Raw genomic sequence first — 26,568 nt, 5'->3', positions numbered from 1 at the left:
CGGGCGTGCAGCGCGGCTTACGAGCTCGCAAACCGGGTTAGGGAAGTTTCGCCCACCCAATCCAGTTCTCGCGGCTCATAACGGACAGTGCGGATCGCAAAGGAAAGAGGGTTTAGTCCGTAGCACGTCGAGAAGGTCTCTCCCGGCGCGATGACTTCATCACTCGTATGGGACGCCCTGTAAACGATCGATTTGCGTTGTTTGGCAACTAGGCTGAATGAGACAGTCTGAAGGGCCGTGTCCGCATGATTGGTAATCCGGACCGAGATCGGCATATCCGGATTTGGACACAGCTGGGGATCGGGGTTCGCATTGATAGAGACGGATTGGTTCGAGGGCTCCTGCTCGCTTTTACGATCCGTGACGAGCCAAAGTCCGACCCAGGCAACGGCGAGCGAAGCGACCACAACAGCGCCAGCTCTGCGCGAAAACAAGAAAGTTATCAAAACTATCGCGCCGCCGATCAGCCAACCCATTATGGCCTCTGCACGTTGTGGCTGATGATTGTCTTCATTGCCCCTACGTAGGCTTGAAGCAGATGCAACGCAATGGAAGGAATTGACGCATTTGAGGAAGGCGGTCGCGAAAGCATGTCCGGAGGGCGACGAGCACGCTTTCGCGGGGAAGGTCGGCAGGATGGAGGAGAACAGCGCCGATCGCCAGGGCGATAAACGCAGCGCCGTGCCACACTCATAAGCCAATCGCTTCGGCGTGAGCGCACAGAGGCTACACTTCGTAGGCCGGCTGGGCGAATGTGCTTGCGCGCGTCCATAGCCACGTCGAAAGACAAATCAACGCGGCTGCCAGGCCTGCCAGGCCGAGGTCAAGTGCTAGTTCCGGTACGAAAGCGCGAAGGGCAATCGGCATCGCACTTAGGAAATAAAGCGCAAGTGGAATCCGGGGTACGTCCTTTGCGATCACAAGCGAGATTACAAACGCGCACGTCCCGAAGAGAAACAGCAATGAACTCGCCACGAGGACCAACCCGAGCGGTCCCGCCTGAAGCTCAACAATGGTTGCCATTGGAAGTTTGGAAAATACCAGATTGATGACGACTTCCACCCCTTCCAGGCTCGCAAGGGCCGCGAAGTTGAGAACGAAGGCAATCAGCCCAAACAGGCCGGTACGGCGGCCGACGGATAGAAACAAACCGACGATCAGTCCAAGCGCCAGAATTTCGGCAAGGGGTGCGAGAATTTGGGTGAGATTGGAGGTCGCGATCAGTCCGCTACGCTTGGCCGCATTGATCAGCAGTATGATTGCACTTCCTACTCCACAGACAGCTGCGACACGGTAAAGGATACCGTCCGAAGCGCCGGCCATCGCCGAAATTGGCCGAAACCTTGTGCTGGAGCTGGAGACTGCGAGGTTGCTGGATGGCGTAGGCGATAAAGCAGGGGCGTTTTTCGCGAGCATGATGGTTCCTCCATCCGGGAAAGTAGAGAGTTGCGAGGATCGCAAGGTGTTCCAGTTCCCGCCGGTAATCACTGATTACATTCATTTGTCGGGTGTGTAAACAGTGATTACATTTCTCGCTTCGTCGTGATATCAAATGCCATCCAACCGAACGGAAACACCTATGAGCGAAGACCAGGGCAAAGATCGCCCAAGCTATCATCACGGAAATCTCCGGCAGGCGCTGATCAATGCGGCTGTTCAACTTGTCGAGGAGGACGGCCCCGCCAACGTCAGTGTTCGAGAAGTCGCAAAACGGGCTGGCGTTTCCCCAGGTGCCCCTTTCCGGCACTTCAGCAACAAGACCGCTTTGATGACAGCTGTTGCTGAGCAGGCGATGGCGCGTTTTAGGCTGGAGATCGTCAACGCGGTGGAGGCTGTTATCACTGACGATCCGGTCGATCGGTTTGCAGCGGTGGGAGTGGCCTATCTGCGATGGGCGATTCGAAACCCGACACACTTCCAGATCATCTCGACGCGGAGCCTGATTGATTGGGAAAATTCTGAACCTCTACGCCGGGACAACGACGCCGTGCGTCTGCTTGTCGAAGCAGCGATGCTGGAGGCCAGGCGGCGAAATTTGCTTCAGTCAAACGACATCATGGAAACACAAATTGCCGCAAGGGCGCTCGTTTACGGGCTTGCCCGTATGTACATCGATGGTCATTTCGCGCAATGGGCGATACCTGGACAGACGGCAGAAGATACCGTCCAGACGGTCCTAAAGAACTATATTTCGTCAATCAGGAGAGCCCCGATCACACTGCCAGAGGAGACGATCTGATCGCCAACTGGCGATGGTGGTGGCCGTGGATGCGCAACAGCGAAGGAGCCATGGCAGTATCGCCACCTAACCGACAACGCAAGGCTCACGATGCGGCGGCGTAGCGGCTGCGGCCGGTCTTTTTTGCCTCATAAAGAGCAAGATCGGCTCGGCGCATCAAAGCGTCTGTCGACTTCGCGTCATGGGGGTATCTTGCCAGACCGATAGAAATCCCGACCTCCAGCATTTGGCCGTCGACGACAACCGGATTGACCATTGCCTTCAACAGGCTTTCAGCCGCGCTGGCGGGATCGCGTTGTCTTGATGAGTGCTTGAACAGAACGACAAACTCATCTCCACCGACACGCGCAAGCAAATGCCGCTCGTCCAGAACCGAGCGGAAGCGTTGCGCCACCGCGTGGAGAAGAGCATCTCCGATCGCATGCCCATGCGTGTCGTTAATCTCCTTGAAACGATCGAGATCGACCCAGAGTAGCCCAAACTCCTGATTGGACAGCGCCTCTTTTCGCAGCTCGGCATTTAACAGCCTGCGATTTGGAAGTCCCGTCAACTCGTCATGGTTGGCGAGGTAGTCCAAGCGATCGCGAGCGCGTTTATGATCGCCAATATCGCGAACTTCGACGAGATGTCGCAACGTGTCTCCGGACAGGATCGGTGTTGTGTTGAGCGCAACGTCCACCCGCACCCCATTGGCCGTCCTTAGTTGCCCTTCGGTCTCGTAAAGGCGAGGTGTGTGAGGATTGACGCATGCCGGGAGTTCAAAAAAGTCGGCAACGGCACGACCTTCGATACTCGACCCTTCACAGCCCACGAGCCGCTCGAATGCCTTGTTTGCCGAGATGACCTCATCATCCTGACAAACAAGGATGCCGATCTGTGCGGCCTCAAGAATGGATCGCATCTGTTGGGCATCGGCGGTCGCGTCGTGAGCACGTCGATCAAACATAACCGTCACCAGACTGAAGACCACGATCAATGTTGTGACCACGGCAACGGAGAGCCCGAGGAGAAATTCCGACAGGTTCCCATCCGCAACTCGAAGAGATGGGTCTGTCTTAAGAAGGGCGGCACTCATGGCGGTGAAATGCAGTGTGCAGATAGCTGCACCGAATAAGGTTCCCGCAGCAAGGCGAGATCCGACCGAAGCACGTCGTCGTCCAGCGAATGTAGCCGCGATCACCAGTAAGCTGCCCGCGCAGAGCGAAAGCGCAACGAGAGGCAAATGCCACTCGAGAGTGCCGGCAAATAGCAAAGCCCTCATGCCGATGAAGTGCATGGTGCCAATTGCGCCGCTGAGAAGAAGACCGCCCGCGAGAGCGTTGACAAGACCAGGCGACAGTAACAGGGGCGTCGCAGCTGCGGCAAAGGCAATTGCAAAAAAGGCCGACATTGCCGTGAGACCTACATCGTAGCTCACAAACGCAGCAGGTTGAAAACCCAGCATGGCGATGAAGTGCGTCGACCAAATTCCGCCACCCGCCGCGAAAGCAGCCACAAATGCCCAAACGGTCTTCATACGTCCATGTCGCGCTCTGGCATGGTCGAGGATGGTGAACAGTGCAAAGCCCGAAAAGAGCGCGACAACAATCGCCAGGACGACAAGCGTCGGATTATGATCGGTGCTGATGCAATCGAGTACACGAATGAACATGTGAAACTCCGCTACTGGCTGAAATCGACTGCTGAGCGGGAGCCATGTCTCACTCGAGATAAAAGGGACTCACGATCGGGGATTATGGCTATGCCGCGGAAACACTGTCGACCCAACGATCGGCGCGGCCCTTAATATTGCTCTAAATTTATAGAAAGATTTTTATGCATCCGGACGCAAGAGGCTGAAAAAATGGAAATGCTTTTGCTCCAAACGGGTCAGTATATTCTGTGGAAAAAGCCTGCCGCCTGCCGGTGTTGAGTTCCGGCGTTGCGTGACTCCTTTTCCGTCGGGGCAATTCCTTTCCATCGGGCGTCTCCTGGCATCAGACGGGCACTGGAATTTTTTATCTTGCCTGGTGCGCATGTCAGGCAACAAGCACTCGAGTCGTTCGACTATGTCGCAATCTGCCGCTTTCCGCTGATCTTATGTCCACGCAAGCCACATATAAGCGGCGGCGGTCCAGGAAAAGCCGAGGCCGCCGCAGCCTTCGCCCGTTACTGGGTCGAAATATTCGGCAAAACCTTCCGTCTCGATCGCCGCGACCGTCGATCTGCGCAGCTCTTCCGCCGCTTCCGGATGACCGTTGCGCTTGAAGCCGTCGATCAGCAGCCAGTTGATGATCGCCCAGGCCGGGCCGCGCCAGTAGCGTTTCGGTTCCCAGCCTGCGATGCCCGGTTTGGTGGTCGGAAAGGCGACCTTGAGATCCTTCGACCAGGCTTTCATCTCGTCGACCAGCGCGTCGGCGATATTCTTTTCCAGGTCGAGCGACAGGAGGGGGATGAAGCCTGCCTGTGTCGCGGCTTCGACATCCTCGCCGGAGATCAGGTCGCGCGATACGAAGCGTGACAGGGCCGGGCGCCACTGCGCGAGTATCGCCTTGCGGGTGAGGTCGTTGAAGGCGGCGATCTCGGCGGCGTCCTCCATCCGGCCGAATTCGCGGGCGAGATGTTCAAGGTCCTCGCCGGCCTTCAGCAGGATGGCGGTGGTCTGGATCTCGGCCACCTTGAACGGTGCCTTTTCCCATTGCTTCGCGGGATCCCAGCCGCAGGCGGCATAGGTGTCGACCAGGTATATGAAGCGGTTATAGTCCTCGTCGCGCGGGCGCATCGAGGCGTTCACATGGCCGGTATCCTTGCGCACGACCGGCGTGTCGGTGGTGGTCGGTACACGCGCGAGTGCGATGTCCCAGGCCGGCGAGTTGTCGCTGCCGCTTTCCCAAGGGTGCAGCAGGGCGACCAGACCGGTGCCTTCCGGATCGCGGGCGGAATACCACCAGCGATGCCATTTCAGCGCGGCCTCGTAGAGCGGCAGGGTGCGCGCTTCGGCGCCGCTGCCGGCCGCTTCGAAGACCTTGCGCAGCGCGATCGCAAAGACCGGCGGTTGGGTGATGCCGGAGGTCGGGATCGTGTGACGGGTGCGCCAGACGTTCGGACCGGGGAAATAGGTGTCGCTCGGCTGGTGGAAAACGATATGCGGGATCATGCCGTCCGCCCACTGCCCCTCGATCAGCCGCTCCAGTTCGCGATAGGCTCGGTCGGTATCATAAAGCGCGAAACCCATCGCGACGAAGGCGGAATCCCAGTTCCACTGGAATGGGTAGAGCCGGTCGGTCGGCACCGTATAGCCGCCGCGGTCGTTGGCGACGAGGATGCGCTTCGCCTCGGTGATATGCACGTTCATGTCGGGTACTCCGGTATGCTCAGGCCGAAACGGCCGGAAAGGACTTGCCGCTTTCGGGCGAAAGCCAGGTAATGCGCTTGCGGTCGAGCTTCAGGCCGATCGTGTCACCGCTCTTCACAGTTTCGGACGCCGGCAGGATGACCCGCACCGGCTGGTCGTGGATCGAGCCGGTCAGGAGCAGATGCGATCCCATTGGCTCGGCGACCCGCACCTTCATCTCGATCCCCTGCGGCAGCGGCGCGAGTTCCACCGCCTCGCCGCGCAAGCCAAGCACGATTTCATTGCCGACATCTTCCGGCACCGCGAGCTGTTCCGCGCCCGCCGCCACCTGGCCGTTCGAGACCGGCACCTTGATGAAGTTCATTGGAGGATTGCCGATGAAACCGCCGACGAACCGTGTGGCCGGATGATTGTAGATCTCGACCGGGTGACCGACCTGCTCGACGACGCCGTTGTGCATGACCGCGATGCGATCCGACAGGCCCATCGCCTCGGTCTGGTCGTGGGTGACGTAGATCGTCGTCGTACCGGCCGATTGCAGCACGGTTTTCAGTTCGGTGCGCATTTCGAGCCGCAGCAGGGCGTCGAGATTGGAGAGCGGCTCGTCCATCAGCAGCACCTTCGGCTCGACAGCCAGCGCGCGGGCGACCGCCACGCGCTGGCGCTGGCCGCCCGAAAGCTTGTTCGGATAACGGTCGAGATACGGCTCGATATGCAGCAGGCCGGCCGCCTTCTCCACCTGCGCCTTCACCCGCGCATCGTCGGCCTTCTGCATGCGCAGGCCGAAGGCGACGTTTTCGTAGACCGTCATATGCGGGAAGACCGCATAGTTCTGGAAGACCATCGCCAGCCCGCGATCCTTGGGCGCCAGCCCGATGATCGACCTGTCGCCGATGCGGACATCGCCCGAGGTCGATGTTTCGAGACCGGCGATAATGCGCAGGAGCGTGGTCTTGCCGCATCCCGACGGCCCGAGCAGCGAGACGAACTCGCCATCGTTGATCGTCAGCGAGACCTCCTTCAGCGCCTGGAACGCGCCAAAACTCTTGCGGATGCGGTCGATGACAATATTGGCCATGTCAATGGTCCCGTTATTTGGAGGAAATGCCCCAGATCGCGAAGAGGTAACGCCTGACCGCGAAGATGAAGACAACGGAAGGAAGAATGAGCATAAGCCCGCCGGCAAAGCGGTAATGCATCGGGCTTTCCGACAGCACCGTCAGCAGATAGGCCGTGAGCGTGCGGTTGCGCACCGTCAGTACCGAGGCGGCGAACACCTCGTTCCAGGAGATGACGAAGGCGAACACGGCCGTGGCGACGATGCCGGGCAAAGCCAGCGGCGCGACCACCTTGAAAAAAGCCTGGACGCGGGTGCAGCCGAACACCCATGCGGCCTCCTCGAGTTCCTTCGGAACGCCAAGGAATATGCCTTGGGTCACGAGCGCCGCAAAGGGCAGAGCCAGGACCGTGTGGATCAGGCCGACGCCGATGATCGTGTCATAGAGCCCGAGCCGGATGAAGGAGACGGTAAGCGGCAGCGCCAGGATCGCCAAGGGGAAGGCGCGGGTCAGCAGGACCAGGAGCCGGTAGCTGTCCTTGCCCCGAAAATCGTAGCGGGCCAAAGCATAGCCGGCCGGCGCACCCAGCAGGATGGAAAGCGCCACCGTGATGCCCGCCGCTCCGAGTGAATTGAGGAAGGACTGTACAACGCCTTCGGTCTTCAGGAACAGAATGAAGGGTTCGAGCGAAATCCCGGTCGGCAGGCCCGTCTTCGGCCAGATATAGACACCTTGGCGACCGCCGAGTGCCCCCAACGCCACCAGATAGATCGGCACCAGAACCCAGGCGCAGAGCGCCGCGATGCCGCTCCAGAGGAGCCAGCGGCGGGAGGAGGCAAAGCTTGCGGGACGGGAAGCCGTTTCCGTCCCGCTCATGGTTTCCGTACTCATGGCAGGCGCTCCGGATCGACTTTCAGGGCCTTCAGATAGATCAGTGTCGCGGCAAGCGAGATGATCATGATCAGCACCGCGTAGACCGCCGCGACGCTGTAATTCTGGTTCTGGTTCTGCCAGTTATAGGCCTCGCCGACGAGGACCGGGAAATTGCGCCCGCCGAGCGCGTAGACAACCGCGAACACCTCGAAGGCGAGCACGGTACGCAGGATCAGCGCCGATTGCAGGGCGGGCCGGATCAACGGCAGGGTGATGCGCCAGAAACGCGTCCATGGGCCAGCGCCGAAGATCTCGGCAGCTTCCTTGAATTCCTTCGGCACCTGGTTGAGACCGGCGACGATGATGACCATGACGATCGCCGTGCCGCGCCAGATTTCCGCAACCGCGATGGCGATGAAAAGCGCCACCGGCGTCTGGTAGGACAGCCAACTCGCTTGCCGGCCGATCACACCGAGACTGAAGAGGAGCGAGTTGAAATAGCCGGTATTCTGCAGGATCGACAGCCAGACAAGGCCGGCAGCAAGATCGGAAATGCCAAGCGGGATGGTCCAGATCCAGAGAATGGTCTCGCGGCCGCGGCCGACCTTGGCGACCATCGTGCCCATGGCGAGGGCGATGGCGATCTGCACCGGCACGACGACGATCGTTAAAAGGAACGTGTTCCTGACCGAGCGGGTGAAATTGATGTCGGTCACCATGCGCTCGGCATTCGCCAGCGACGGTGCACCATTGTCCGAGAGAGCCAGCCAGATCGTCTGCACCAGCGGCACGACAAAGAGCAGCGCCAGAAAGGCGACTGACGGCAGGATCAGCAGATAGGGGATCCAGGGTCGGTTTTGGGTCATCGATTGCCCTCGCAAGGGGGCTTTGAGAATTGATCATACATCGGCTTGTTCCTCTCTCCGCCACCCGTATCGCGACGGAATGCAGGCACCGTGCGGTCCGCTGCTCCCGCCTCCTTCGGATTTGGCATCCGGGCATTCGCGCCCGGATGCCATCAGCCTTGGGAGGCTTGTCGGATGGTGCCTTATTGAACCGGGCAGGCGCCGTCGCTCTTGGCGTCCGGGGCCCAGCAAGGCGCCTTGGCGTCGGTCATCAGTTTGGCCATGGTGGCACCCTGCTTGGCGAGCACGTCGGCGACGGGCTCGTTCTGCAGCACGATGCGCTGGAAGGCGTCCATGTAGACCTTGTTGAATTCGCCGCCCTTGTCGCCGAGACCGACCGGGAGAAGCGAGATCACGGCATCCTTGGAGCCTTGCGTCTTGGTGACCGCACCGGCGAGAAGCGCCACGCCCTTGTCGAGGTCGGGCGGCAGCTGGACGTTGAGGGTCGGGAAGAAGCCAACCTTCGAAGCCGTCAGCAGCTGGGTCTTCTCTGTCGTCAGCGTTTCGATGACCTTCATGGCCCCTGCCGTGTCGGGTGCGCCCTTCGGGATCGCAAGCCCGGCCAGAACCGGCATGTAGCCACGCCCCTTCGGGCCGGCCGGTGCCGGGAAGACGACATAGTCATCCGGGGCGGCCGAGATGGCGTTCTTCAGGCGGGCGACATGGTCCCAGGCGACCATGACTTCGCCCGAGGCCAGCGGCTCCTGCATGAAGTCGTAATTGGTCGAGTTCGGAGTGACATAGGCCCAGAGCGCCTTCAGCTTCTCCCAGCCGGCTGCGGCATCCGCATTCTTGAAGGTGCGCACCACGCCGCCGGTGAAGGACGGATAGAAATAGCCCTGGAAATAACGCGCCATCAGGCCCTTCGGACCGGCCGGAAACCCGATCTGCGGCTGGCCGGTGGCAGCTTGCATGTTCTTGCCCCATTCGATCAGCTGGTCGTAGGTCAGCGCATTGATATCCACACCCTTCGGCAGGTATTGCAGGGCTTCCTTCTTGGCGGCCATGACATAGGTCGCCTGCATCCACGGAATATACTGCTGCGTGGGCTTGCCAAGCTTGCCGAGATCAAGAACCGATTGCGGCATGCCGCCGGCGGCAAGCTTCTTGGCAAGCTCGTCGAGCGGTTCGAGCTGGCCCTTGTCGGCGAGCGGCGAAAGCTCGCCATGCAGCGCGCCGACGAGGCTGACGGTGTGCTTGCCGGCCTGCGCTTCTGCCTGCATGCGCACCGCAAACTGCGGCGGCTCCTCGACCACGTAATCGACCTTGCCGGCATCCTTCAAAAGGTCCTGCCGGACCACGGTCGCCTCCTCGATCGGGCGAAGCTGGGTGGATACGAAAACCGTCTGGGCAAGCACCGGCGAGGCAAACGCCACCACCGTCGAAGCCAGAATTGTAAGTGACACGATATGTTTCATCTTCTCCTCCTTCATTTTGTTCGTCTTGAAATGCATGGCTGTCTATGCGGCCACCGGTGGGCGGCGGTGGCTGTCGCGGTCGACAAATTCGATCGCGTGAAGCTCCTGAAGGTCTTCGGCGGGCTCTCCGGCGATGGCGCGCAGGAGCAACGAGGCGAAGGTCGCGCCGAGGTTCTCGCCGGTCATGCGCATGGTCGAGAGCGGCGGGCTGGTGAAGGCGCCCATCGACAGGTCGTCATGCCCCACGATGCTGATCTGGTTGCCGCCGTCGACCTCGCGCAGTGCCCGCAACGCGCCGATCGCCATTTCGTCGGTGGCGCAGACAAGGGCCGTCGGACGCGACGGCTGGCGCAGCAGTTCCAGGGCTGCGAGATAACCGCCCTGTTCGAGCGGCGCTCCTTCGGCGCAGAGATCGGCCGCAAGCCCGCACTCCTCCATCGCCGCCTGCCAACCGCGGCGACGGACATGCGCGAAGTAATATTCCTGCGGCCCGGCGATATGGCCGATGCGCCGATGCCCCGCTGCATGGAAGCGCAGCGTTGCGGCGCGGAACCCGGCAAAACCATCGCCGTCGATGAACGGATGGGGGATCTGGCTTTCGGTGCGGCCGTTGGTGACGAAGGGAATGCCCCGCGACTGGAGGTATTCGACGCGCTCGTCCTGGCGTTTGGTGCGGACCAGCAGCATGGCGTCGACGCGGCGCCCATCGACGAAGCGCTGGCATATTTCAAGTTCGCTGACACCCCGCGGCACAGGCGCGATGACGAGATTGAGACCGGCCGCGGCGAGATGTTCGGCGCAGCCCGACAACATGTCGAGGAAATGAGGAGGGCCGACGTGGCCAGGGTCACTCGGCAGCGTCACGGCGACCAGCTCAGCGCGCTGCTTGCGCAACCGACGAGCGGAGGCATTCGGCCGATAACCTGCGGCCTCTGCCGCCTCGCGAACCCGCTCGCGGGTGGCCGCGGACACGTCGGAATAGCCATCAAGTGCTCGGGACACAGTGGTAATCGACAGTCCGAGCGAATGTGCCAGCTGTTTCAGATTTGCCAAGATCTTCCTCCCGAATTGAAATAAACATCCTCCAAAACGTTTTGGGAGTCAACCAAAACGTTTTGGAGGCTTAGCCCGGCGCCATCGCCGGCCCAGCCGGCGGTACGGCCAGGTTTTGTCGGACGGCGCATTGCTCATGGAAATCTCGAAGAAAGCCATTAGCCGGCAGTCACAAGCTGAGCGGCTTATTCAATGGGTTCTACGATTTAGACGGCTCTTTGGCAGTGGTCGCCAGTTCTACTCCCTCAGGAGTTTAAGGCCGGCTGAACGTTGGTCCGCGCCAATGTCTACGTCCGCCTCCGAGGGGGTCGGACGAGCCGCCATCGTTGTCCCTCCATAAGCTTCGTGGTAAGCGCAGGCCGTTCCTGGAGGATCACATGCAATTTTCGCTTCAGACCGTGTTGATGGTGGCGCAGGCACTCGCGAGCATCTCGACGCCCATCGCTATACTTCTTGCCATTCGGCAGTTTCGGCTGGTTCGCCGGCAGGCAAAAAAACAATCCGACACTGCCGCCGTCAACTTCATCCTGCAGGCAGAAGGTCAGTTCGACCGCGCTATGGAAACGCTCATCAATGCTCCGCCAGCAGTTATCAGGCAGGCTTATGCGCCCGAGATCGACCCTTCCTGGAAGGACGAGGATCTGGCAGCATTTATTTTCATGAAGCGACTGTTTGGGCAGGTTTCGCGCATGGTCTTTATTGCCCATAACCAGGCCATCGATCTCGGCATGTCGCAGAAGGATCGTGACGACCTGATTGTCGATTGGGAGAATACATTGCTCAAGTATCGGGAGCACCCGATCATGCGTCGGATTTTTGAAAACGCCATGCGCAACCAGGATTACAACCGGCATATGCTGGCCATCTGCCGAAAGATATTCGACGGCTCCTCCGGAGTGTCTCCGAACTAAGCGCCGTTCCCTTCAAGCCGCCCGCCGGCAGAGCCGGCATTCACCTTGCCCATCTTCCTTCTGCTCGTCGTACCTTTTCAGGTGCAAGGTCGAGAGCCGTGACCGTGCCTTCTTCCGGCTCGGAACCTTGGCTGAGTAAAGGCGGTAGATAAATGGAAGATGTCCCAACCGCGCCCGGCGCGCTAAAGCCTCTGCCGGCCCGCGACCTCGATCATCTCCAATGCCAGCCTGACGTCATCTCCGGCGTCCTTCGGCAATGGCAAAATCGGACGCGGCGGCTGGACATGCGCCAGACCCAGAAGGTCCGCAATGACGAACATAACGCGGAAGCTGCCATAGCGTTTGAACAAGGTCCAGAGGGGTTCGAAAGCTTTATTCAACCGCGCGGTCTCGACAATATCGCCGGCGCGCGCGGCCCGCGTCAACGCAAGCGCCGGGCCCGGCAGCAGGCCTGCCGCAACGCTGTACCAGGTGTCACATCCGGCAAGCAACGCATCGGCTGCCCCCCAATCGCCGCTATATCCGATTGCGAACCTGTCAGGGGTGACCTGTCGCAGGCGTGCGAGTTCCCCGGCGTAATCGCCACCGGCCACCAGGGGCATTTTCACGGCGACGATGTTGGACACCGCCGACAGCCGGGCGATCAACGCCTCGCTGAACGTGAAGCGCGTAGTGGTTGGATTGTTGTAGATGCATAAAGGCAATTCCCCCGCCTCGGCCACAGCGACAAAGTGTTGAAAGACTTCGTCCTCGTGCAGGGGAACGTATGACATGGGCGCCAGGAGCAGACCGTCGGCGCCAGCGGCTTTGGCATCGCGCGCCAAAGCCTGAGCGTCGTCGGTGCGCAATGCTCCTACACCCACCACAAGAGGAGTCTTGCCGCCAATACATTCAACAGCCACCGCGACGGCGCGCCTGCGCTCTTCCTTCGTGAGGTATGCATAGCCGCCCGTGCTGCCGAGCAACCCGATGGAATCTGCTCCCGCGTGATGGATACGCTCGAGAAAGCGGGCCAGCGCCTCGGCGTCAATGCGCCCCTCAGCATCGGTCGGGGTCAGGGGGAACGCAGACAGGCCATTGAACAAAGTCATGATCCAACCTTTTCAAACTAAATACGGGAAAGCAGCATGCGTAGCCCCGCGAACGCAAAGAACAGCGACAGCAGGCTTTCGATCCAACGGCGGCAGCGGCGGTACAGAGCCACCATCGGCGCTGTGGAGAAGACAATGGCGTAGCCACAGAAGATCACGACGCTCAAGACGGCGCAGCCAGCCAATATGGCGGCGATGCTTTGCCATGAAGAACTCGGGCCGATGCCCAGCGTGACCAGCGCGATCCATGCCAGCACGGATTTCGGGTTCGCCAAATGCATCAGGAGGCCCCGCCGGTAGAGAGCAGCCCGAGAAAGAGCAACGTCATCCGCCGACATGCGTGCCGCCAGCTTCTCGTTCGACGTCAGCGCCGAACGTCCGGCCTTGATGGCGAGGAACAGCAGATACAAGCCCCCGAAAATCTGGAGAACGATCAGAGCCTGGGCATACCTGGCCAACAAGGCGGAGATGCCCGTCGAGGCCATCAGACCCCAGAAGATCGAGCCGCTGACAACGCCGGAGGCGAGCATGAGCGCAGCACCTCTGCCACGAGCCATCGCCACGCCCATGATACGCATATTGCTCGGGCCGGGGCTACCAGCGGCGATGACATATGCGGCATAGACTATGAGCAACTGATGCAGGTCGGAATTCATTCCTGGACACCCTTTAAACCTATCCAGCATCGAAAGATGCAATTGCTATCGGTGACGATTGTCTTGACTGCAAATGACCTATTGCAGTTCATTGGCACAAACTAAACTGCCAGTTTTGGAGATTTTCATTGGTCCAGTACGGAGAAGGGTCTCGCAGGACCGGAGCGACGCGCCGTATCTATCATTCACTGCTCAACCAGATCGAGGCTGGTGTCTATGGTGTCGGTGACGCTCTGCCTTCAAGCCGCTCGCTTGCGGAAGAACTGGGTGTTTCGAGGACGACGGTGACCGCCGCATTCGACCAGCTTGTTTCGGAGGGGTATGTCCGGGTACAGCAGGGACGGAAAGCGTGTGTCGCTTCGGCAGGGCGGGTGAGCCAAATTGCTCCGCCCGACTGTTCGGCGATCCCCGCCCGCCGGCTTTCCGCCTATGCAACTCGAGCGATGGCTCTGCCGCCGAACAGCACCGCCGGGAGGCCGCCGCTCAAATTCGATTTCCGCTACGGCGATATCGCGGCAGAGGACTTTCCAAAGGCTCCCTGGCGAAAAGCGCTGAATACCGCTTTCCTCAGGCATCGCGACAGATTGGGATACGATGACCCAGCTGGAAGCCGATCCTTGCGGGAGGCGTTGCAGGGCTATGTCTGGCGCTCAAGGGGCATCAGCTGCGATCTCGGCCAGATCATCGTTGTGAACGGATCGCAGCAGGCGCTGGACCTCTGTGCTCGGGTCCTCGTCAATCCCGGAGACGGGGTCGTGGTCGAAGATCCGTGCTATGCCATGGCCAGGAACGTGATGCATGCCGTCGGAGCAAACATCGTTGCCGTGCCTTGTGGCGCTCATGGCATAGACACCACCAGACTTCCCGAGGTCAGCGACATCGCGGTCGCCTATGTGACGCCCAGCCACCAGTTTCCCCTGGGAGGAGTTTTACCTGCTGCGCATCGCCAAGCCTTGATGGAGTGGTCCATGGCGGCGAACGCTTATGTCATCGAGGATGACTACGACAGCGAGTATCGGTACGATGTCAGCCCCATCCCGCCCCTCTATCTCTCTGGGCAAGGGCGCGTCATCTATGTCGGAACGGTCTCAAAAACCCTGTCGCCGACGCTCCGGCTCGGATACATCATACTTCCGCATCCACTCGTCGAAGCCTTCATCGAATGCAAGCGGATTGCCGATCGGCACACATCCACGTTCGAGCAGGAGGCGCTCGCCGCGTTGATCGAGACCGGTGCTTACGAGCGGCATGTCCGCAGGATGCGGAGGCTCAACGCCGAGCGACGCGCCGTATTTTTAGCGTCGATGGCCAGCGCTTTTGTGGACCATATCGAGATTGTCGGCACGACTGCGGGACTTCACGTGGTCGTCTGGTTCAACACCATCTCCTGCCGACAAGAGGCGCGTTTCGCGGATATTGCCCGAAGCCACGACATTGGAATCTATCCTATCGCTCGCCTGTTCTCATCGCCGAGCGATGAACGAGCCGGATATATCTTTGGCTATGCGTCCATGTCTGTCGATCAACTCGCCAAAGGAGTGGAAAGGTTGCATCGCGCATACCTCGGCTTCATCGGCGAAGGGGGGCCTCCAGGCGGGCAGGGGAGCGACAACGGGAAAATTTCGACCGTCGTATAGTTTCCACTGGCGGCTACGTGACGCATCCTCTGTTCTCTGACTTCGAGAAGAGACGTCTTCCGATGGAGGGTCGATTTCCGGATCGACCACACACCCTTTTCACCTGATCAGGTCCTGGCGGCCGCGAGACCGTGCAAGACAAGATCAAGATGGGCCTCGATATATCTCGGCGTTTCAAGATCGAGACGACCGTCGTGGATCAGTGTTTCGACAATCAAGGCCAACGCAGGCGCAAGTATGACGCGTGCAGCCGCCGCAGGCCCGTCCCGAAACTCACCCTGACGGATACCTTCATCAATGAGCGCCTGCCCCGTGACGAGGATCGGCTCGACGAGTTCTGCGTAGTGGTCGTCAATGAGCTGGGGGAATCGCACGCCCTCGGAGATAGCGAGGCGCAGCAGTTCCCGGATTCTGCGGTCCTCCATTACGCGTTCATAGAAAAGCAGGATCAACAATCTCAGCCGCTCTGCGCAACTTCCAGTGAGTTCCCTGGCGTCGGCTAGAACGCCCTCGAATGGTACCGCAATATGCCGTGCCATGGCCGAAAATAGAGCCTCCTTGGTGGGGAAGTAGACGTAGATCGTCCCTTTCGTCACGCCTATTCGCGCGGCGATATCTTCCACCCGCGCTGCCGTGTAGCCTTGTTCGATGAACTCCTCAAAGGCAGCGTCGAGAATCTGCGCAGGCCGGAGAGCCTTCTGTTCAGCGCGCGTCAGCTTTTTCATGTTCACATTCCTCACCAACAGGTCCTGCGGCTTCAATACGTCAGCATTATTTCATTGACTTTCCGGTTAGTCAATTATAATCGGCTTTGAAAGCGACGTGAGAGGCGGCTTATGGGACAGTTAACAACAGGCGTTTTATTGGGATTTTCCATCGCATGCCTCGCGGCGTGCGCTCCTCAGGAAGAGGCTCGACAGAAGAACGCGCGACACGTGGAGACGGTGACTGTTCAAGCAGTACCGGTGTCGGAAACCATTTCGACGACGGGCGAGATCAGCGCCAGGGTCCAGTCCGACCTTTCATTCCGCGTCAGCGGTCGCATTATCGCTCGGCTGGTCGATGTCGGCGATCACGTCAAGGCTGGCCAGGTTCTCGCACGCCTCGACGCGCAGGAGCAGAGGGCTGACCTTCAGGTGGCACTTGCCAACCTCCAATCCGCGGAGGCACAGCAAACGCAGGCCCAGCAGGCATTCGACAGGCAGCAGAGCCTTTTCACCACAGGCGTAACCACGCAGGCCGCCCTCGATAACGCACGCGAAGCCCTTTTAACGACGCAGGCAGCGGTTCAGTCCGCGCAGGCCCAGCTGGATACGGCCCGCGATACGCTCAGCCAGACGGACCTCAAGGCGGATGCCAACGGCATCATTACCGCCAGGAATGCCGAAGTCGGTCAGGTGGCGCAGGCCGCCCAGCTTATCTTCACACTCGCCCATGACGGTCCCCGGGACGCCGTGATCAATGCCAACGAGTCCGCCCTTCTCGGACGCGCGCTTGAGGACGTTGCCGAGGTCAGGCTCCTGTCCGGCAGCGACAGGTTTCGGGCCACGGTCCGCGAGGTATCGCCCACCATAGACACCACGACGGGGACGATCCGGGTGAAGCTCGCTCTCGAAGATGCGCCTGACGCTCCCTTGGGGAGCGCCGTGGTTGCAACCGCGCGGTACAAGCCTGAGACCGTCATCGAGTTGCCCTGGTCGGCAATGGCCTCTCGTGCGGGGCGGACAGCCGTCTGGCTCGTCGATCCGAAGACGAGCGTCGTCTCCCTCCATCGCGTGGAGGTCGCGGCCTATGCCAGCGGGCGCTTCTCCGTCGAGTCCGGCCTGTCTGCCGGTGACATTGTCGTTTCCAACGGCACGAAGTTTTTGAGCGAGGGCGACCACGTGTCTTATGAAGGAACTGCAAGATGAAAATCGATCCCCGCCTGACGGCGCTTCTGGCGGCGGCCGCGATGCTGTCGGCTTGCCAGAGGCAAGAGGACGCGGCATCGCTGCCTCCCCGCCCGGTCCTATCTCAGTTAGCCGAACCGGTCCCGCAAGCGGCATTCACGCTGCCCGGCACGGTCCAAGCCCGTATCGAGACCGAGTTCAGCTTCCGCATTCTTGGTCGGGTTATTGCCCGCAACGTCCAAGTCGGCGACCTCGTCAAAAAGGGCGATGTCTTGGCAGCCATCGATCCGGTGGCTCTCGAGCTGGCGGTCAAAAGCGCGCGGTCCGACCTTGCCAACAGTCAGGCGCAACTTGCCAACGCCCGCATCACAGAAGACCGGCAACGAACTCTGCTGGAAAGACAGAGCGGGGCCAGGGCCACCTTTGAAACTGCCGAGCTGGAGCGCAAAACCGCAGAAGCTGCAGTCGCCAAGGCCCAGGCAAATCTGGACAAGGCGAACGAGCAGCTGGGCTATTCGCGCCTGCTTGCCGAATTCGACGGTGTGGTCACCAAGACCGCCGCCGAGGTAGGCCTTGTCGTCTCGCCGGGGCAAAGCGTTGCGACCGTGGCGCGACCGGAAGAGCGTGACGCGGTGGTCGACGTGCCCGAAGCTGCCGGCGACCATTTGAAGCCAGGCGCATCCTTCGACGTCGCCTTGCAACTTGATCCCCGCATTCACGCCAGGGGCGTGGTCCGCGAGATCACGCCCGAAGCGGACGGCGCGACGCGTACGCGACGCACGCGGTTGACGCTGATCGATCCGCCTGAGGCACTCAGGCTCGGCTCGGTCATAACGGCCAGTTCCATGGGGGAGGCGAAGACCTTGATCCGGCTGCCATCCTCCGCGATCCGGACAGAGGGATCGAAGGCATTCGTCTGGATCGTCGACAACGCGACGGGCAAGGTCACCTCCGCCCCGGTCACGCTTGCTGAAGAAACCGTCGCAAGTGGCCCCGTCACGGTGACCGACGGGATCAAACCCGGTGACAGGGTCGTCACCGCTGGCGTCAACACCCTCGTAAACGGCCAGACCGTTCGCATCGATCAGGAGACCCTCAAGTGAAATCCTTCAACCTCTCGGACTGGGCGCTCGAGCATCGTTCGCTCGTCTGGTATTTCATGATCGTCTCTTCATCCTTGCAGGCACGTTTTCCTACTTCAACCTCGGCCGTGAAGAAGACCCTGCCTTTACCATCAAGACGATGATCATCAACGCACGGTGGCCGGGCGCGTCCGCGGAAGAAATGACCCGTCAGGTGACGGACAGGATAGAGAAGAAGCTCGATGAACTTGACGCGCTGGACTACACGCGAAGCGAAACAGTCGCCGGCCAGACTACGGTCTACGTTGAATTGCTTGCGACCACCAAAGCAAGGGACGTGACGGGCAACTGGCTTCGCGTCCGCAACATGATCAACGACATCAAGGGCGAATTCCCCAGTGGCGTCGTCGGTCCGTTCTTCAATGACACTTTCGGCGATGTTTATGGCAACATCTATGCTTTCCAATCCGATGGCCTGACGCAGCGCCAACTTCGCGACCTGGTGGAAGACGCGAGAGCGAAGCTCCTGACGGTTCCGAATGCCGGTAAGATCGACATTATCGGGGCACAGGACGAAGCCGTCTATCTTGAATTTTCGACCCGCAAGATCGCAGCGCTCGGCATCGACCGCCAGGCCGTTATCGAAACGCTTCAAGCCCAGAATGCGGTAGCGCAATCCGGCTTCGTGGATGCGGGACCCGAGCGGATCGCGTTGCGCGTCGGTGGCCAGTTTACGACCGAAGAGAGTTTGCGGGCCATCAATCTCAGAGTGAATGATCGCTTTTTCCCGCTAACCGACGTCGCGACGATCAAGCGGGGGTATGTCGATCCGCCGTCCGCGCTTTTCCGCTTCAACGGGCAACCCGCAATAGGCCTGGCAATTGGGATGACGGCGGGTGCCAATCTTACGAACTTCGGCCATGCGCTGGACGAGGAAATGAAGCGCGTCGTGGCCGATCTTCCAATCGGGGTGAGTGTGGAGCGGGTTTCCGACCAGCCGGCCGTCGTGGAAGAAGCCGTGTCCGGTTTTACCAAGGCGCTGTTTGAGGCAATCGCTATCGTTTTGGCGATCAGCTTCATCAGCCTTGGGCTGCGCGCCGGGCTGGTGGTCGCGATCTCGATCCCGCTTGTCCTGGCGATCACCTTCATCGTCATGGAATATACGGGTATCTCGCTGCAGCGCATTTCGCTCGGTGCTCTGATCATCGCGTTGGGGCTCCTCGTCGACGATGCCATGATTGCCGTCGAGATGATGGTGGCGCGCCTCGAGTCAGGCGACGATCTGCGCAAAGCCGCCACCCATGTCTATACATCGACTGCCTTTCCGATGCTGACCGGCACGCTCGTCACCGTCGCCGGTTTTATCCCGATCGGCCTCAACAACAGCGCGGCGGGCGAATTCACCTTCACCCTGTTCGTGGTGATTGCGGTTTCGCTCCTGGTGTCCTGGGTTGTGGCCGTTCTCTTCACGCCCTTGCTGGGCGTGGCGATCCTGCCCAAGACGATGAAGTCCCACCACGAGCATAAGGGACGCACCGCGCGGGGATTTGCCTGGCTTTTGGGGGTTGCCATGCGCTGGCGCTGGGTCACGATCACCGCCACCATCGCTATTTTCGGCCTCTCGCTCGGCGGTCTTGGCCTCGTGCAGCAGCAGTTCTTCCCGGCGTCCGACCGCGTCGAACTGATCGTCGACTGGAGCATGCCGCAAAACAGCACGATAGCCGAAACGAACCGCCAGATGACGCAGTTCGAACAGGAGGAACTCGTCGGCAACCCCGATATCAGCCATTGGGCCACACATGTCGGAGAAGGGGCGCCGCGTTTCATCCTGTCTTACGACGTGCAGACCCCGGCTGTCTGGTTCGGGCAGATCGTCATCGTCGCCAAGGACCTGGAAGCCCGGGACAGGCTGCGCGCAGACCTGCAGACCTACGTCGCAAAGACCTTTCCCGGTACCGACGCTTTCGTCAAACTCCTGGATATCGGTCCGCCGGTGGGCAAGCCAGTCCAGTACCGCGTCAGCGGCCCGGACATCCAGACGGTACGCGAGCTCTCGCATCGCTTTGGAGCCATCGTCAACCGGCATCCTCTCATCGCCAACATGACCTATGACTGGAATGAGCCCTCGCGCGTCGTCAAGGTGGATGTGCTTCAGGACAAGGCTCGCCAGCTTGGCGTCTCCTCCGAGGATATCGCCAACGTACTCAACAGCATCGTCGAAGGGTCTTCGACAACGCAGATCCGCGACGGCATCTACCTGATCGACGTGATCGGCAGGGCGCAGGACGCCGAGCGAGGTTCGATCGAAACGCTGCGAGATCTCCAGCTTCCCGGATCGAACGGCAAGTCCGTCCCGCTCTCCGCAGTCGCCAAGTTCCGCTACGAGCTCGAACAGCCGATGATCGCGAGAAGGGATCGCATCCCCACGGTCACAGTGAAGGCCGCGGTCACCGGGCCGACGCAGCCCGCTACAATCGTCGAACAGCTCAAGCCCGAGGTCGAAAAGTTCACGAAGACTCTCCCCGCGGGATACAAAGTCGAGGTCGGCGGCTCGGTGGAATCGAGCGCCGATGCGCAGGGGCCGATCGCCGCCGTCGCTCCGCTCATGCTGTTCGCCATGGCGACGATCCTGATGATCCAGCTCCAGAGCTTCAGCCGCCTGTTCCTGGTTTTCGCAGTCGCTCCCCTTGCTCTTATCGGCGTCGTGGCGGCACTTCTTCTCAGCAATGCTCCGATGGGCTTCGTCGCGATCCTCGGCGTGCTCGCTCTGATCGGTATCCTGATCCGCAACTCGGTCATCTTGGTGGTCCAGATCGAGCATCTGCGCAGTGAGGGCGTTCCGCCGTGGCGAGCGGTGGTCGAGGCGACGGAGCACCGCATGCGCCCGATCTTGCTGACCGCCGCGGCTGCGACACTCGCCCTCATCCCCATCTCCCGGGAAGTCTTCTGGGGACCAATGGCCTACGCCATGATGGGCGGGATCGTCGTCGGTACGGTGCTGACGCTTCTCTTCCTGCCGGCCCTTTATGTAGCCTGGTTCCGGATACCGCGCGAAGAACCGAATATCTCCCCGGAAGCTGCACAAGCTTGATCCACGAAAGGGCGCTTGCGAGCGCCCTTCTTTTCTCCAGCTTAAGGCACTTCGATGCACTTTTTCCCCTCGATCTATGCTTGCAGGACACGCTACGGCCTTGTCGTTCTTGCCGTCATGATTGGCCTGACCGGATGCGCCTCCCGCCCATCAGCCGAGGTGCTTCACCCTGCGGCGATCAAGCAGGTCGAAAGCGAGAAGGTCACCCTTCTTTCTGTCACCAACCGTAACAAAGTCAAGGAAGACGGCGGGTTTGGAAGTCAATGGGCCGGCGACCTGACCTACGAACGGTACGGCTTTTCAGTTCCCAGCGAGCGTACGGGAAGCGCCATCGTCTATCCCTCGAAAACGCCGGATGCGCGCCGCCAGTTCGTCGTGACCCGTCGCGATCAACTGACACGCAAAGCCTGGATCGACGACGCGACCCGTTCGGCAAACTTCGACGGGACTGTGGCGGTCTTCGTCCACGGCTACAACACCAACTATCAGGAGGCGCTGTTCAGGGCTGCGCAGATGGCAGCGGACGCCAAAACGCTCAGTCCGCCGATCCTGTTTTCCTGGCCTTCTGCGGCAAGCGTGACCGGGTATGTCACTGACCGAGACGCAACTCTCTATTCCAGAAGCGAACTCGAAAGCGTCTTGATAGCGCTGGGCGAAACTCCGAAGATCAAGCGCGTCGTCCTGTTCGGGCACAGCATGGGCGGCTTCTTGTCCATGGAGGCGGCAAGGCAGCTGAAGCTTCAAGGTCGTGACGACGTCGTCGGCAAGCTGCAGATCATTCTCGCCGCGCCGGACATAGACGTCGACGTGTTCAGGTCCCAGTTGCGCGACATCGGCCCGCTCCCAAACCCGGTTGCGTTGCTCGTGTCAAAAACCGACCGAGCTCTGGCGGTGTCCAGCTTCCTTGGTGGCGAACGTCCACGGGTCGGCCTTATCGATATCGATGATCCCCTGGTTCGCAGCGAAATAAAGGCCGCTCATGTCAGCGTCATCGACATATCGTCCGTCAGTTCATCCGACGGTCTTGGTCACGATCGCTATGCCGCGCTTGCCCGGTTTGGTGGCGAGCTTGTCAAGGCGGAAGCGCGTGCGCGAACGAGCGGAGACGTTGGCGTATTGGTCTTCGATGCGGCGGGCGCGGCTGTTGCAAGTCCTTTCAGGCTCGCCGGGCAAATTGCCCGGCAATGACGTCGCCTTCTCCTGGCACGCATCCGGCTGGTTTCGTTGACGCGTGCGAGGCCTCCAATTGACGGTCATTGAAACTTCTTCTGACCCCATCTCGGGATTGCCATGTTACGCAGTGGCCAGCCGATCCCGATCCGGTTTCCGTGGATTGCGATCGGCATTCCGAAATGCCGAGCACACTGATGGACCTGTCGAAAATAAAGACGCTGATCGATTTTGTCGGACGATCGAATGTGACCGAGTTGTCGGTCACGGAAAAGGACGTCACGATCCGGATCTTCCGTAATGCGGGCCATGCGGAAATCGATGTTCCGGTTTCGGATCCGGACGAAACCGTAGGTGCGGCAGCGAAGCCTGTTTCCGGCTCGTCGCCTGCGGCCTCGGCAAAACAGGCTTTTCAGCTGAAGGCACCGGTCTTTGGCATATTGCATCGGGCATCCGCTCCCGGACAGGAGCCGTTCGTCAGGATCGGCGATCTCGTGGAAGAGGGGCAGACGCTTTTCATCATCGAGGCCATGAAGGTTTTCAATACGGTCGCGGCGCCGCTTGCGGGTCGCGTTGAGCGGCTGACCGAGATCGATGGTGTGGAAGTTGAAGTCGGCGACGTGCTCGCGGAGATCGCGTGATGGGCGAACTTCCCAAAAACACCGCCTCGGCCAATCGCCGCTTCGATACCGTCCTGATTGCCAACCGGGGAGAGATCGCCCTTCGCATTCAGCGCGCCTGCCGCGAGCTTGGTCTGAAAGCCGTAACGATCTGCTCGGAGGCCGACCGGCAGGCGCCTTTTGGCAAGACGGCCGACAGCGTTCTGTGTATCGGCCCGGCGAATGCCGCGAAAAGTTATCTGAACAAAGATGCCATCATCCTCGCGGCAGAGCTGACCGGTGCCGGCGCAATTCATCCCGGCTACGGTTTCCTGTCGGAAAGCGCGGCCTTCTCGGAGGCCGTCGAAAAGGCCGGTCTTGTGTTCATCGGGCCGGATGCTTCGTCGATCTCGACGATGGGCGACAAGATATCGGCAAAGCGGGCGATGATCGCTGCGGGCGTTCCCTGCGTGCCCGGTCCCCAGACGGAGCTGCTCGACGAGCCGGCGACCGTCGAACGGACTGCGCAAGAGATCGGTTATCCCGTCATCATCAAGGCTGCCGGCGGGGGCGGCGGCCGCGGCATGCGCGTCGTGTCCGAGGCCAGCGCACTGCATGAGGCAATCGCGCTGACCCGCGAGGAAGCGCGTCAGGCCTTCGGTTCTCCCGCGCTCTACATGGAGAAATTCCTTCAGCATCCCCGGCATATCGAAATCCAGGTCCTGTGCGACGTCCACGGCAATGCCATCTGGCTGGGGCACCGGGATTGCTCGATGCAGCGGCGCCACCAGAAGGTGGTCGAGGAGGCCCCGGCGCCCGGCATCTCGCCCGATCTGATCGGACCGGTCGGCCTGGCCTGCGTGGCGGCCTGCCGGCAGATCGGCTATCGCGGCGTCGGGACGTTCGAGTTCCTCTATGAGGACGGCGAGTTCTATTTCATCGAGATGAACACCCGCCTTCAGGTCGAGCATCCGGTCACGGAAATGACCAGCGGCATCGATATCGTCCATGCCCAGATCAACGCCGCCCAGGGTATTCCGCTCGAGTTGCGGCAGGACGATATCCGCTGCGGCGGCCATTCGTTCGAGTGCCGCATCAATGCCGAAGCTCCGGAGAGCTTCCTGCCGTCGGCCGGAACCATCACCGAGCTTGCGCTTCCCGAAGGGCCGGGCGTGCGGGTGGACACCCATATTCACGCCGGCTATCGGGTCTCTCCCTATTACGATTCCCTCATCGCCAAGCTGATCGTGCACGCTCCGACGCGGGCCGAGGCAATGGCAAGGATGCGCGAGGCGCTTGCCGGTACGAGGGTGGAGGGGATTTCCACCAACCTGCCATTCCTGCGGGCGCTCTTCGAGGACGAAGCCTTTGCTCGGGGCGAAACGGACATCCACTACCTGGAGAAATGGCTCAAGCAGCGGAGAGCCGCATGAGCACGATCGATTTCAGCGATCCTGCAACAATCGCCGCACTGACGGAAGCATTGACGGCGGCCGGTGTCGACGGTCTCGAAATTTCCGGTCCGGTCGGGCAACTTCGCCTCGTCATCTCGAAGGGCGAGGGGCCGCACATCCGTTTTACTGGCGGCATCGGGGCGAACCCGGCCAATGCGGTGACCGTCAAGGCGCCGATGGCGGGATGTTTCTGCGCCATCCATCCTTCGGTTTCCGAGGAAACCGAGACACTGCCGCGCAGGGTTTCCGACAAGGATGTCGTCGGCTTTATCCGCATCGGATCTGTGCTGCTTCCCGTTCCGGCTGGCCGATCCGGCTTGTTGGCGCGGCGGCTGGCGGAGCCCGGCGCGCTGGTCGGATTTGGCGATCCCCTGTTTGAAATCGAGCCCCAGCCATGATCGCCACGTCAAAGCCCCTTGCGTCTTCGCACCAGCCCGTCACGGCGACGAAAGGCAGGGCGCGCGTTTCCTTCATTGGAGGGCGCTCCTTCCTGCTCGAAGCGGCGGGTGAATTCGATCTGCCGGCACAGCGTTTCATCTGGGCGCTATCCCATGTGGTCAGGGATTGGGCGGATGTCGCGGAAGTGATACCGGGCATGACAAACCTGCTGGCGATCTTCACGGCAACGCCCGAGGATCCAGAGTTCATCGTCGGCCGGCTTCTGGAGGCCTGGGACAGCGTCCCCAGCCTCGATCTCTCCGGAAAGACGATAGAGATCTCCGTCCACTACGGTGGTGCCTATGCGACTGATCTTGCGGCGGTCTGTGATTTTTCCGGTCTGAGCGATCGGGAGGTGGTGCGCCTCCATCACGATGCGACCTATCGGGTCTTTGCGCTCGGAAGCGCTCCGGGCTTCGGTTACCTGCATGGCCTCGACGCCCGTATCTACATGCCCCGCAAGACGGTTCCGTCGCTCAAGATGGAAAAGGGCTGCGTGACGATCGGCGGAATGCAGACGGGCGTCGCGATGCTGACCGGCCCGAACGGGTGGAATTCCATCGGCTATGCCGATCTGCAGATGTTCGACCCGACGTCTCCCACGCCGGCCCTCCTGGCGCCGGGCGACACGGTGCGCTTCGTGCCGGACAGGATCGAGCTATGATCGAAATCGTCGAAACCGGTCCCTTCAATACGGTGCAGGATCTCGGCCGCCCCGGCTATCGCGATATCGGTGTCTCCGCCGGCGGCGCGATGGATCCGCTCGCGGTCAGGATCGGCAACATCCTCGTCGGCAACCCGCAGGATGCGGCTGCCATCGAGATACAGATGTTTCCTTTCAAGCTGCGTTTCGAGGTTCCTACCGCGTTTGCCGTCACGGGCGCCGATGGTCAGCCACTGCTCGATGGCCGGGCATTGCTGCCGTGGTGTGCGTATCGGGCCGAGGCTGGACAGATCCTCGAGCTGAAACAGCCGCCGAAGCTTGCGCGCGCCTATATCGTGCTCGGCGGCGGGATAGACGTTCCCGTTCTCATGGGCTCGCGAAGCACGGCGCTGCGCGGTGGGTTCGGCGGCAATGCCGGCCGGCCGCTCATGAAGGGAGACCGGATCGAGGTCTGTGCCCTTCCCCAACCTCTTCCGCTTCCGGCAGGCGGTATCGCCGCGGTGGCGCCGGCGATCGCGTTGCGCGACGCATTCCCCGGAGCAGACGATGGCACGCTGCTCATCCGCGCCATTCCCGCCGGAGAACATGAGCTTTTCGCCGATGACGGCGAGGCTTTCTGGGGCCAGGTCTGGAGGATTTCGTCGCGCAGCGACCGCACGGGCTACCGTCTTTCCGGCGCACCGGTCAAGCCGGTGAAGACGGTCGAAATGCGCTCGCATGGCGTGGTGCCCGGCGTGGTCCAGGTACCGCCGGGCGGGGAGCCCATCATCCAGATGAGCGACGCCAATACGGCGGGCGGTTATCCGAAGATCGCCGGCGTGATCGAAGCCGATCTGTGGCGGCTCGGGCAGGCGCGTGCCGGCAGCCGATTGCGGTTCGTGCGCTCGACACATGCCGAGGCCCGCGCGGTCGAACAGATTGTCTCCCGGTATGTCGAGGACATCGAGCGGACATCACAAATGGTCAAGCGCGCCTTGAAGGCGATGACCTGACGCCATTTGCGATC

Annotated in this window: 23 protein-coding genes and 1 pseudogene; 12 read left to right on the top strand and 12 right to left on the bottom strand. The window is 60.9% G+C overall.

What is annotated here, in order from left to right:
* Positions 1-17: 17 nt before the first annotated feature.
* Positions 18-476: a hypothetical protein gene (locus ACZ9IU_RS29745; protein WP_040124223.1), complete on the bottom strand. Its 459-nt coding sequence runs from the start codon at positions 474-476 to the stop codon at positions 18-20.
* Positions 477-726: 250 nt separating this feature from the next.
* Entirely contained in the window at positions 727-1,416 is a 690-nt protein-coding gene (locus ACZ9IU_RS29740; protein ID WP_244447592.1) for a hypothetical protein, read from the bottom strand.
* A 163-nt stretch (positions 1,417-1,579) separates the two neighbouring features.
* Between ACZ9IU_RS29740 and ACZ9IU_RS29735 the strand changes: the two genes are divergently transcribed.
* The gene (locus tag ACZ9IU_RS29735) at positions 1,580-2,239 is read left to right on the top strand and encodes a TetR/AcrR family transcriptional regulator (RefSeq protein ID WP_040124224.1); all 660 of its coding nucleotides are present in this window, start codon (positions 1,580-1,582) and stop codon (positions 2,237-2,239) included.
* 85 nt (positions 2,240-2,324) lie between these two features.
* On the opposite strand, the gene ACZ9IU_RS29730 is transcribed toward ACZ9IU_RS29735, so the two are convergent.
* From ACZ9IU_RS29730 to ACZ9IU_RS29700, 7 genes are all read right to left on the bottom strand, one after another.
* On the bottom strand, positions 2,325-3,890 hold the full coding sequence (locus ACZ9IU_RS29730; RefSeq protein ID WP_040124226.1) for a sensor domain-containing diguanylate cyclase: 1,566 nt from the start codon (positions 3,888-3,890) through the stop codon (positions 2,325-2,327).
* A gap of 426 nt (positions 3,891-4,316) precedes the next feature.
* Positions 4,317-5,573: an MGH1-like glycoside hydrolase domain-containing protein gene (locus tag ACZ9IU_RS29725; RefSeq protein WP_040124227.1), complete on the bottom strand. Its 1,257-nt coding sequence runs from the start codon at positions 5,571-5,573 to the stop codon at positions 4,317-4,319.
* A gap of 19 nt (positions 5,574-5,592) precedes the next feature.
* Positions 5,593-6,651 carry an ABC transporter ATP-binding protein gene (locus ACZ9IU_RS29720; protein ID WP_040124229.1) on the bottom strand — a complete coding sequence of 353 codons (1,059 nt, stop codon included), beginning with the start codon at positions 6,649-6,651 and terminating at the stop codon, positions 5,593-5,595.
* A gap of 13 nt (positions 6,652-6,664) precedes the next feature.
* Entirely contained in the window at positions 6,665-7,522 is an 858-nt protein-coding gene (locus tag ACZ9IU_RS29715) for a carbohydrate ABC transporter permease (protein ID WP_040124231.1), read from the bottom strand.
* On the bottom strand, positions 7,519-8,370 hold the full coding sequence (locus ACZ9IU_RS29710) for a carbohydrate ABC transporter permease (protein WP_040124232.1): 852 nt from the start codon (positions 8,368-8,370) through the stop codon (positions 7,519-7,521). The genes ACZ9IU_RS29715 and ACZ9IU_RS29710 overlap by 4 nt, the downstream gene beginning before the upstream one ends.
* A 182-nt stretch (positions 8,371-8,552) precedes the next feature.
* Positions 8,553-9,863, bottom strand: coding sequence for an ABC transporter substrate-binding protein (locus ACZ9IU_RS29705; protein WP_437179071.1), 1,311 nt, complete (start codon positions 9,861-9,863; stop codon positions 8,553-8,555).
* A 6-nt stretch (positions 9,864-9,869) separates the two neighbouring features.
* Positions 9,870-10,880: a LacI family DNA-binding transcriptional regulator gene (locus ACZ9IU_RS29700; protein ID WP_040124234.1), complete on the bottom strand. Its 1,011-nt coding sequence runs from the start codon at positions 10,878-10,880 to the stop codon at positions 9,870-9,872.
* Between the two features lie 377 nt (positions 10,881-11,257).
* On the opposite strand from ACZ9IU_RS29700, the gene ACZ9IU_RS29695 reads away from it, so the two are divergent.
* Positions 11,258-11,791: a hypothetical protein gene (locus ACZ9IU_RS29695; protein ID WP_040124235.1), complete on the top strand. Its 534-nt coding sequence runs from the start codon at positions 11,258-11,260 to the stop codon at positions 11,789-11,791.
* A 182-nt stretch (positions 11,792-11,973) separates the two neighbouring features.
* Here ACZ9IU_RS29695 and ACZ9IU_RS29690 read toward each other — a convergent pair whose 3' ends face one another.
* On the bottom strand, positions 11,974-12,882 hold the full coding sequence (locus tag ACZ9IU_RS29690; protein WP_040124236.1) for a dihydrodipicolinate synthase family protein: 909 nt from the start codon (positions 12,880-12,882) through the stop codon (positions 11,974-11,976).
* Between the two features lie 17 nt (positions 12,883-12,899).
* Entirely contained in the window at positions 12,900-13,538 is a 639-nt protein-coding gene (locus tag ACZ9IU_RS29685; protein ID WP_040124238.1) for a LysE family translocator, read from the bottom strand.
* A 128-nt stretch (positions 13,539-13,666) separates the two neighbouring features.
* Between ACZ9IU_RS29685 and pdxR the strand changes: the two genes are divergently transcribed.
* Complete coding sequence (pdxR, locus tag ACZ9IU_RS29680) at positions 13,667-15,175, top strand: MocR-like pyridoxine biosynthesis transcription factor PdxR (protein ID WP_065814810.1); 1,509 nt, start codon at positions 13,667-13,669, stop codon at positions 15,173-15,175.
* 107 nt (positions 15,176-15,282) lie between these two features.
* Here the strand turns inward: pdxR and ACZ9IU_RS29675 are convergent, their stop codons facing one another.
* Positions 15,283-15,900, bottom strand: a complete 618-nt coding sequence (locus ACZ9IU_RS29675; protein ID WP_040124240.1) for a TetR family transcriptional regulator — start codon at positions 15,898-15,900, stop codon at positions 15,283-15,285.
* A 111-nt stretch (positions 15,901-16,011) separates the two neighbouring features.
* Between ACZ9IU_RS29675 and ACZ9IU_RS29670 the strand changes: the two genes are divergently transcribed.
* The 9 genes and pseudogenes from ACZ9IU_RS29670 to ACZ9IU_RS29630 all read left to right on the top strand — a co-directional run bounded on the left by ACZ9IU_RS29670 (position 16,012) and on the right by ACZ9IU_RS29630 (position 26,554).
* Entirely contained in the window at positions 16,012-17,085 is a 1,074-nt protein-coding gene (locus ACZ9IU_RS29670) for an efflux RND transporter periplasmic adaptor subunit (protein ID WP_040124242.1), read from the top strand.
* Positions 17,082-18,167, top strand: coding sequence for an efflux RND transporter periplasmic adaptor subunit (locus tag ACZ9IU_RS29665; RefSeq protein ID WP_040124244.1), 1,086 nt, complete (start codon positions 17,082-17,084; stop codon positions 18,165-18,167). Before ACZ9IU_RS29670 ends, ACZ9IU_RS29665 begins: the two co-directional genes overlap by 4 nt.
* Positions 18,164-21,237, top strand: a pseudogene (locus ACZ9IU_RS29660) (efflux RND transporter permease subunit). The gene ACZ9IU_RS29665 and the pseudogene ACZ9IU_RS29660 overlap by 4 nt, the downstream one beginning before the upstream one ends.
* A gap of 117 nt (positions 21,238-21,354) precedes the next feature.
* On the top strand, positions 21,355-22,425 hold the full coding sequence (locus tag ACZ9IU_RS29655; RefSeq protein ID WP_244447593.1) for an alpha/beta hydrolase: 1,071 nt from the start codon (positions 21,355-21,357) through the stop codon (positions 22,423-22,425).
* 179 nt (positions 22,426-22,604) lie between these two features.
* Positions 22,605-23,048, top strand: coding sequence for an acetyl-CoA carboxylase biotin carboxyl carrier protein (locus ACZ9IU_RS29650; protein WP_040124246.1), 444 nt, complete (start codon positions 22,605-22,607; stop codon positions 23,046-23,048).
* Positions 23,048-24,439: an acetyl-CoA carboxylase biotin carboxylase subunit gene (gene accC, locus ACZ9IU_RS29645; protein WP_040124249.1), complete on the top strand. Its 1,392-nt coding sequence runs from the start codon at positions 23,048-23,050 to the stop codon at positions 24,437-24,439. The genes ACZ9IU_RS29650 and accC overlap by 1 nt, the downstream gene beginning before the upstream one ends.
* The gene (locus ACZ9IU_RS29640) at positions 24,436-24,858 is read left to right on the top strand and encodes an acetyl-CoA carboxylase (protein ID WP_040124251.1); all 423 of its coding nucleotides are present in this window, start codon (positions 24,436-24,438) and stop codon (positions 24,856-24,858) included. Before accC ends, ACZ9IU_RS29640 begins: the two co-directional genes overlap by 4 nt.
* Complete coding sequence (pxpB, locus tag ACZ9IU_RS29635) at positions 24,855-25,562, top strand: 5-oxoprolinase subunit PxpB (RefSeq protein WP_040124252.1); 708 nt, start codon at positions 24,855-24,857, stop codon at positions 25,560-25,562. The genes ACZ9IU_RS29640 and pxpB overlap by 4 nt, the downstream gene beginning before the upstream one ends.
* Positions 25,559-26,554, top strand: coding sequence for a 5-oxoprolinase subunit C family protein (locus ACZ9IU_RS29630; RefSeq protein WP_040124254.1), 996 nt, complete (start codon positions 25,559-25,561; stop codon positions 26,552-26,554). Before pxpB ends, ACZ9IU_RS29630 begins: the two co-directional genes overlap by 4 nt.
* Positions 26,555-26,568: the final 14 nt, after the last annotated feature.

This window comes from Mesorhizobium sp. USDA 4132, assembly GCF_056279545.1.
Note: the sequence above shows the minus strand (reverse complement) of the source record. Positions and strands in the feature narration are given on the sequence as shown.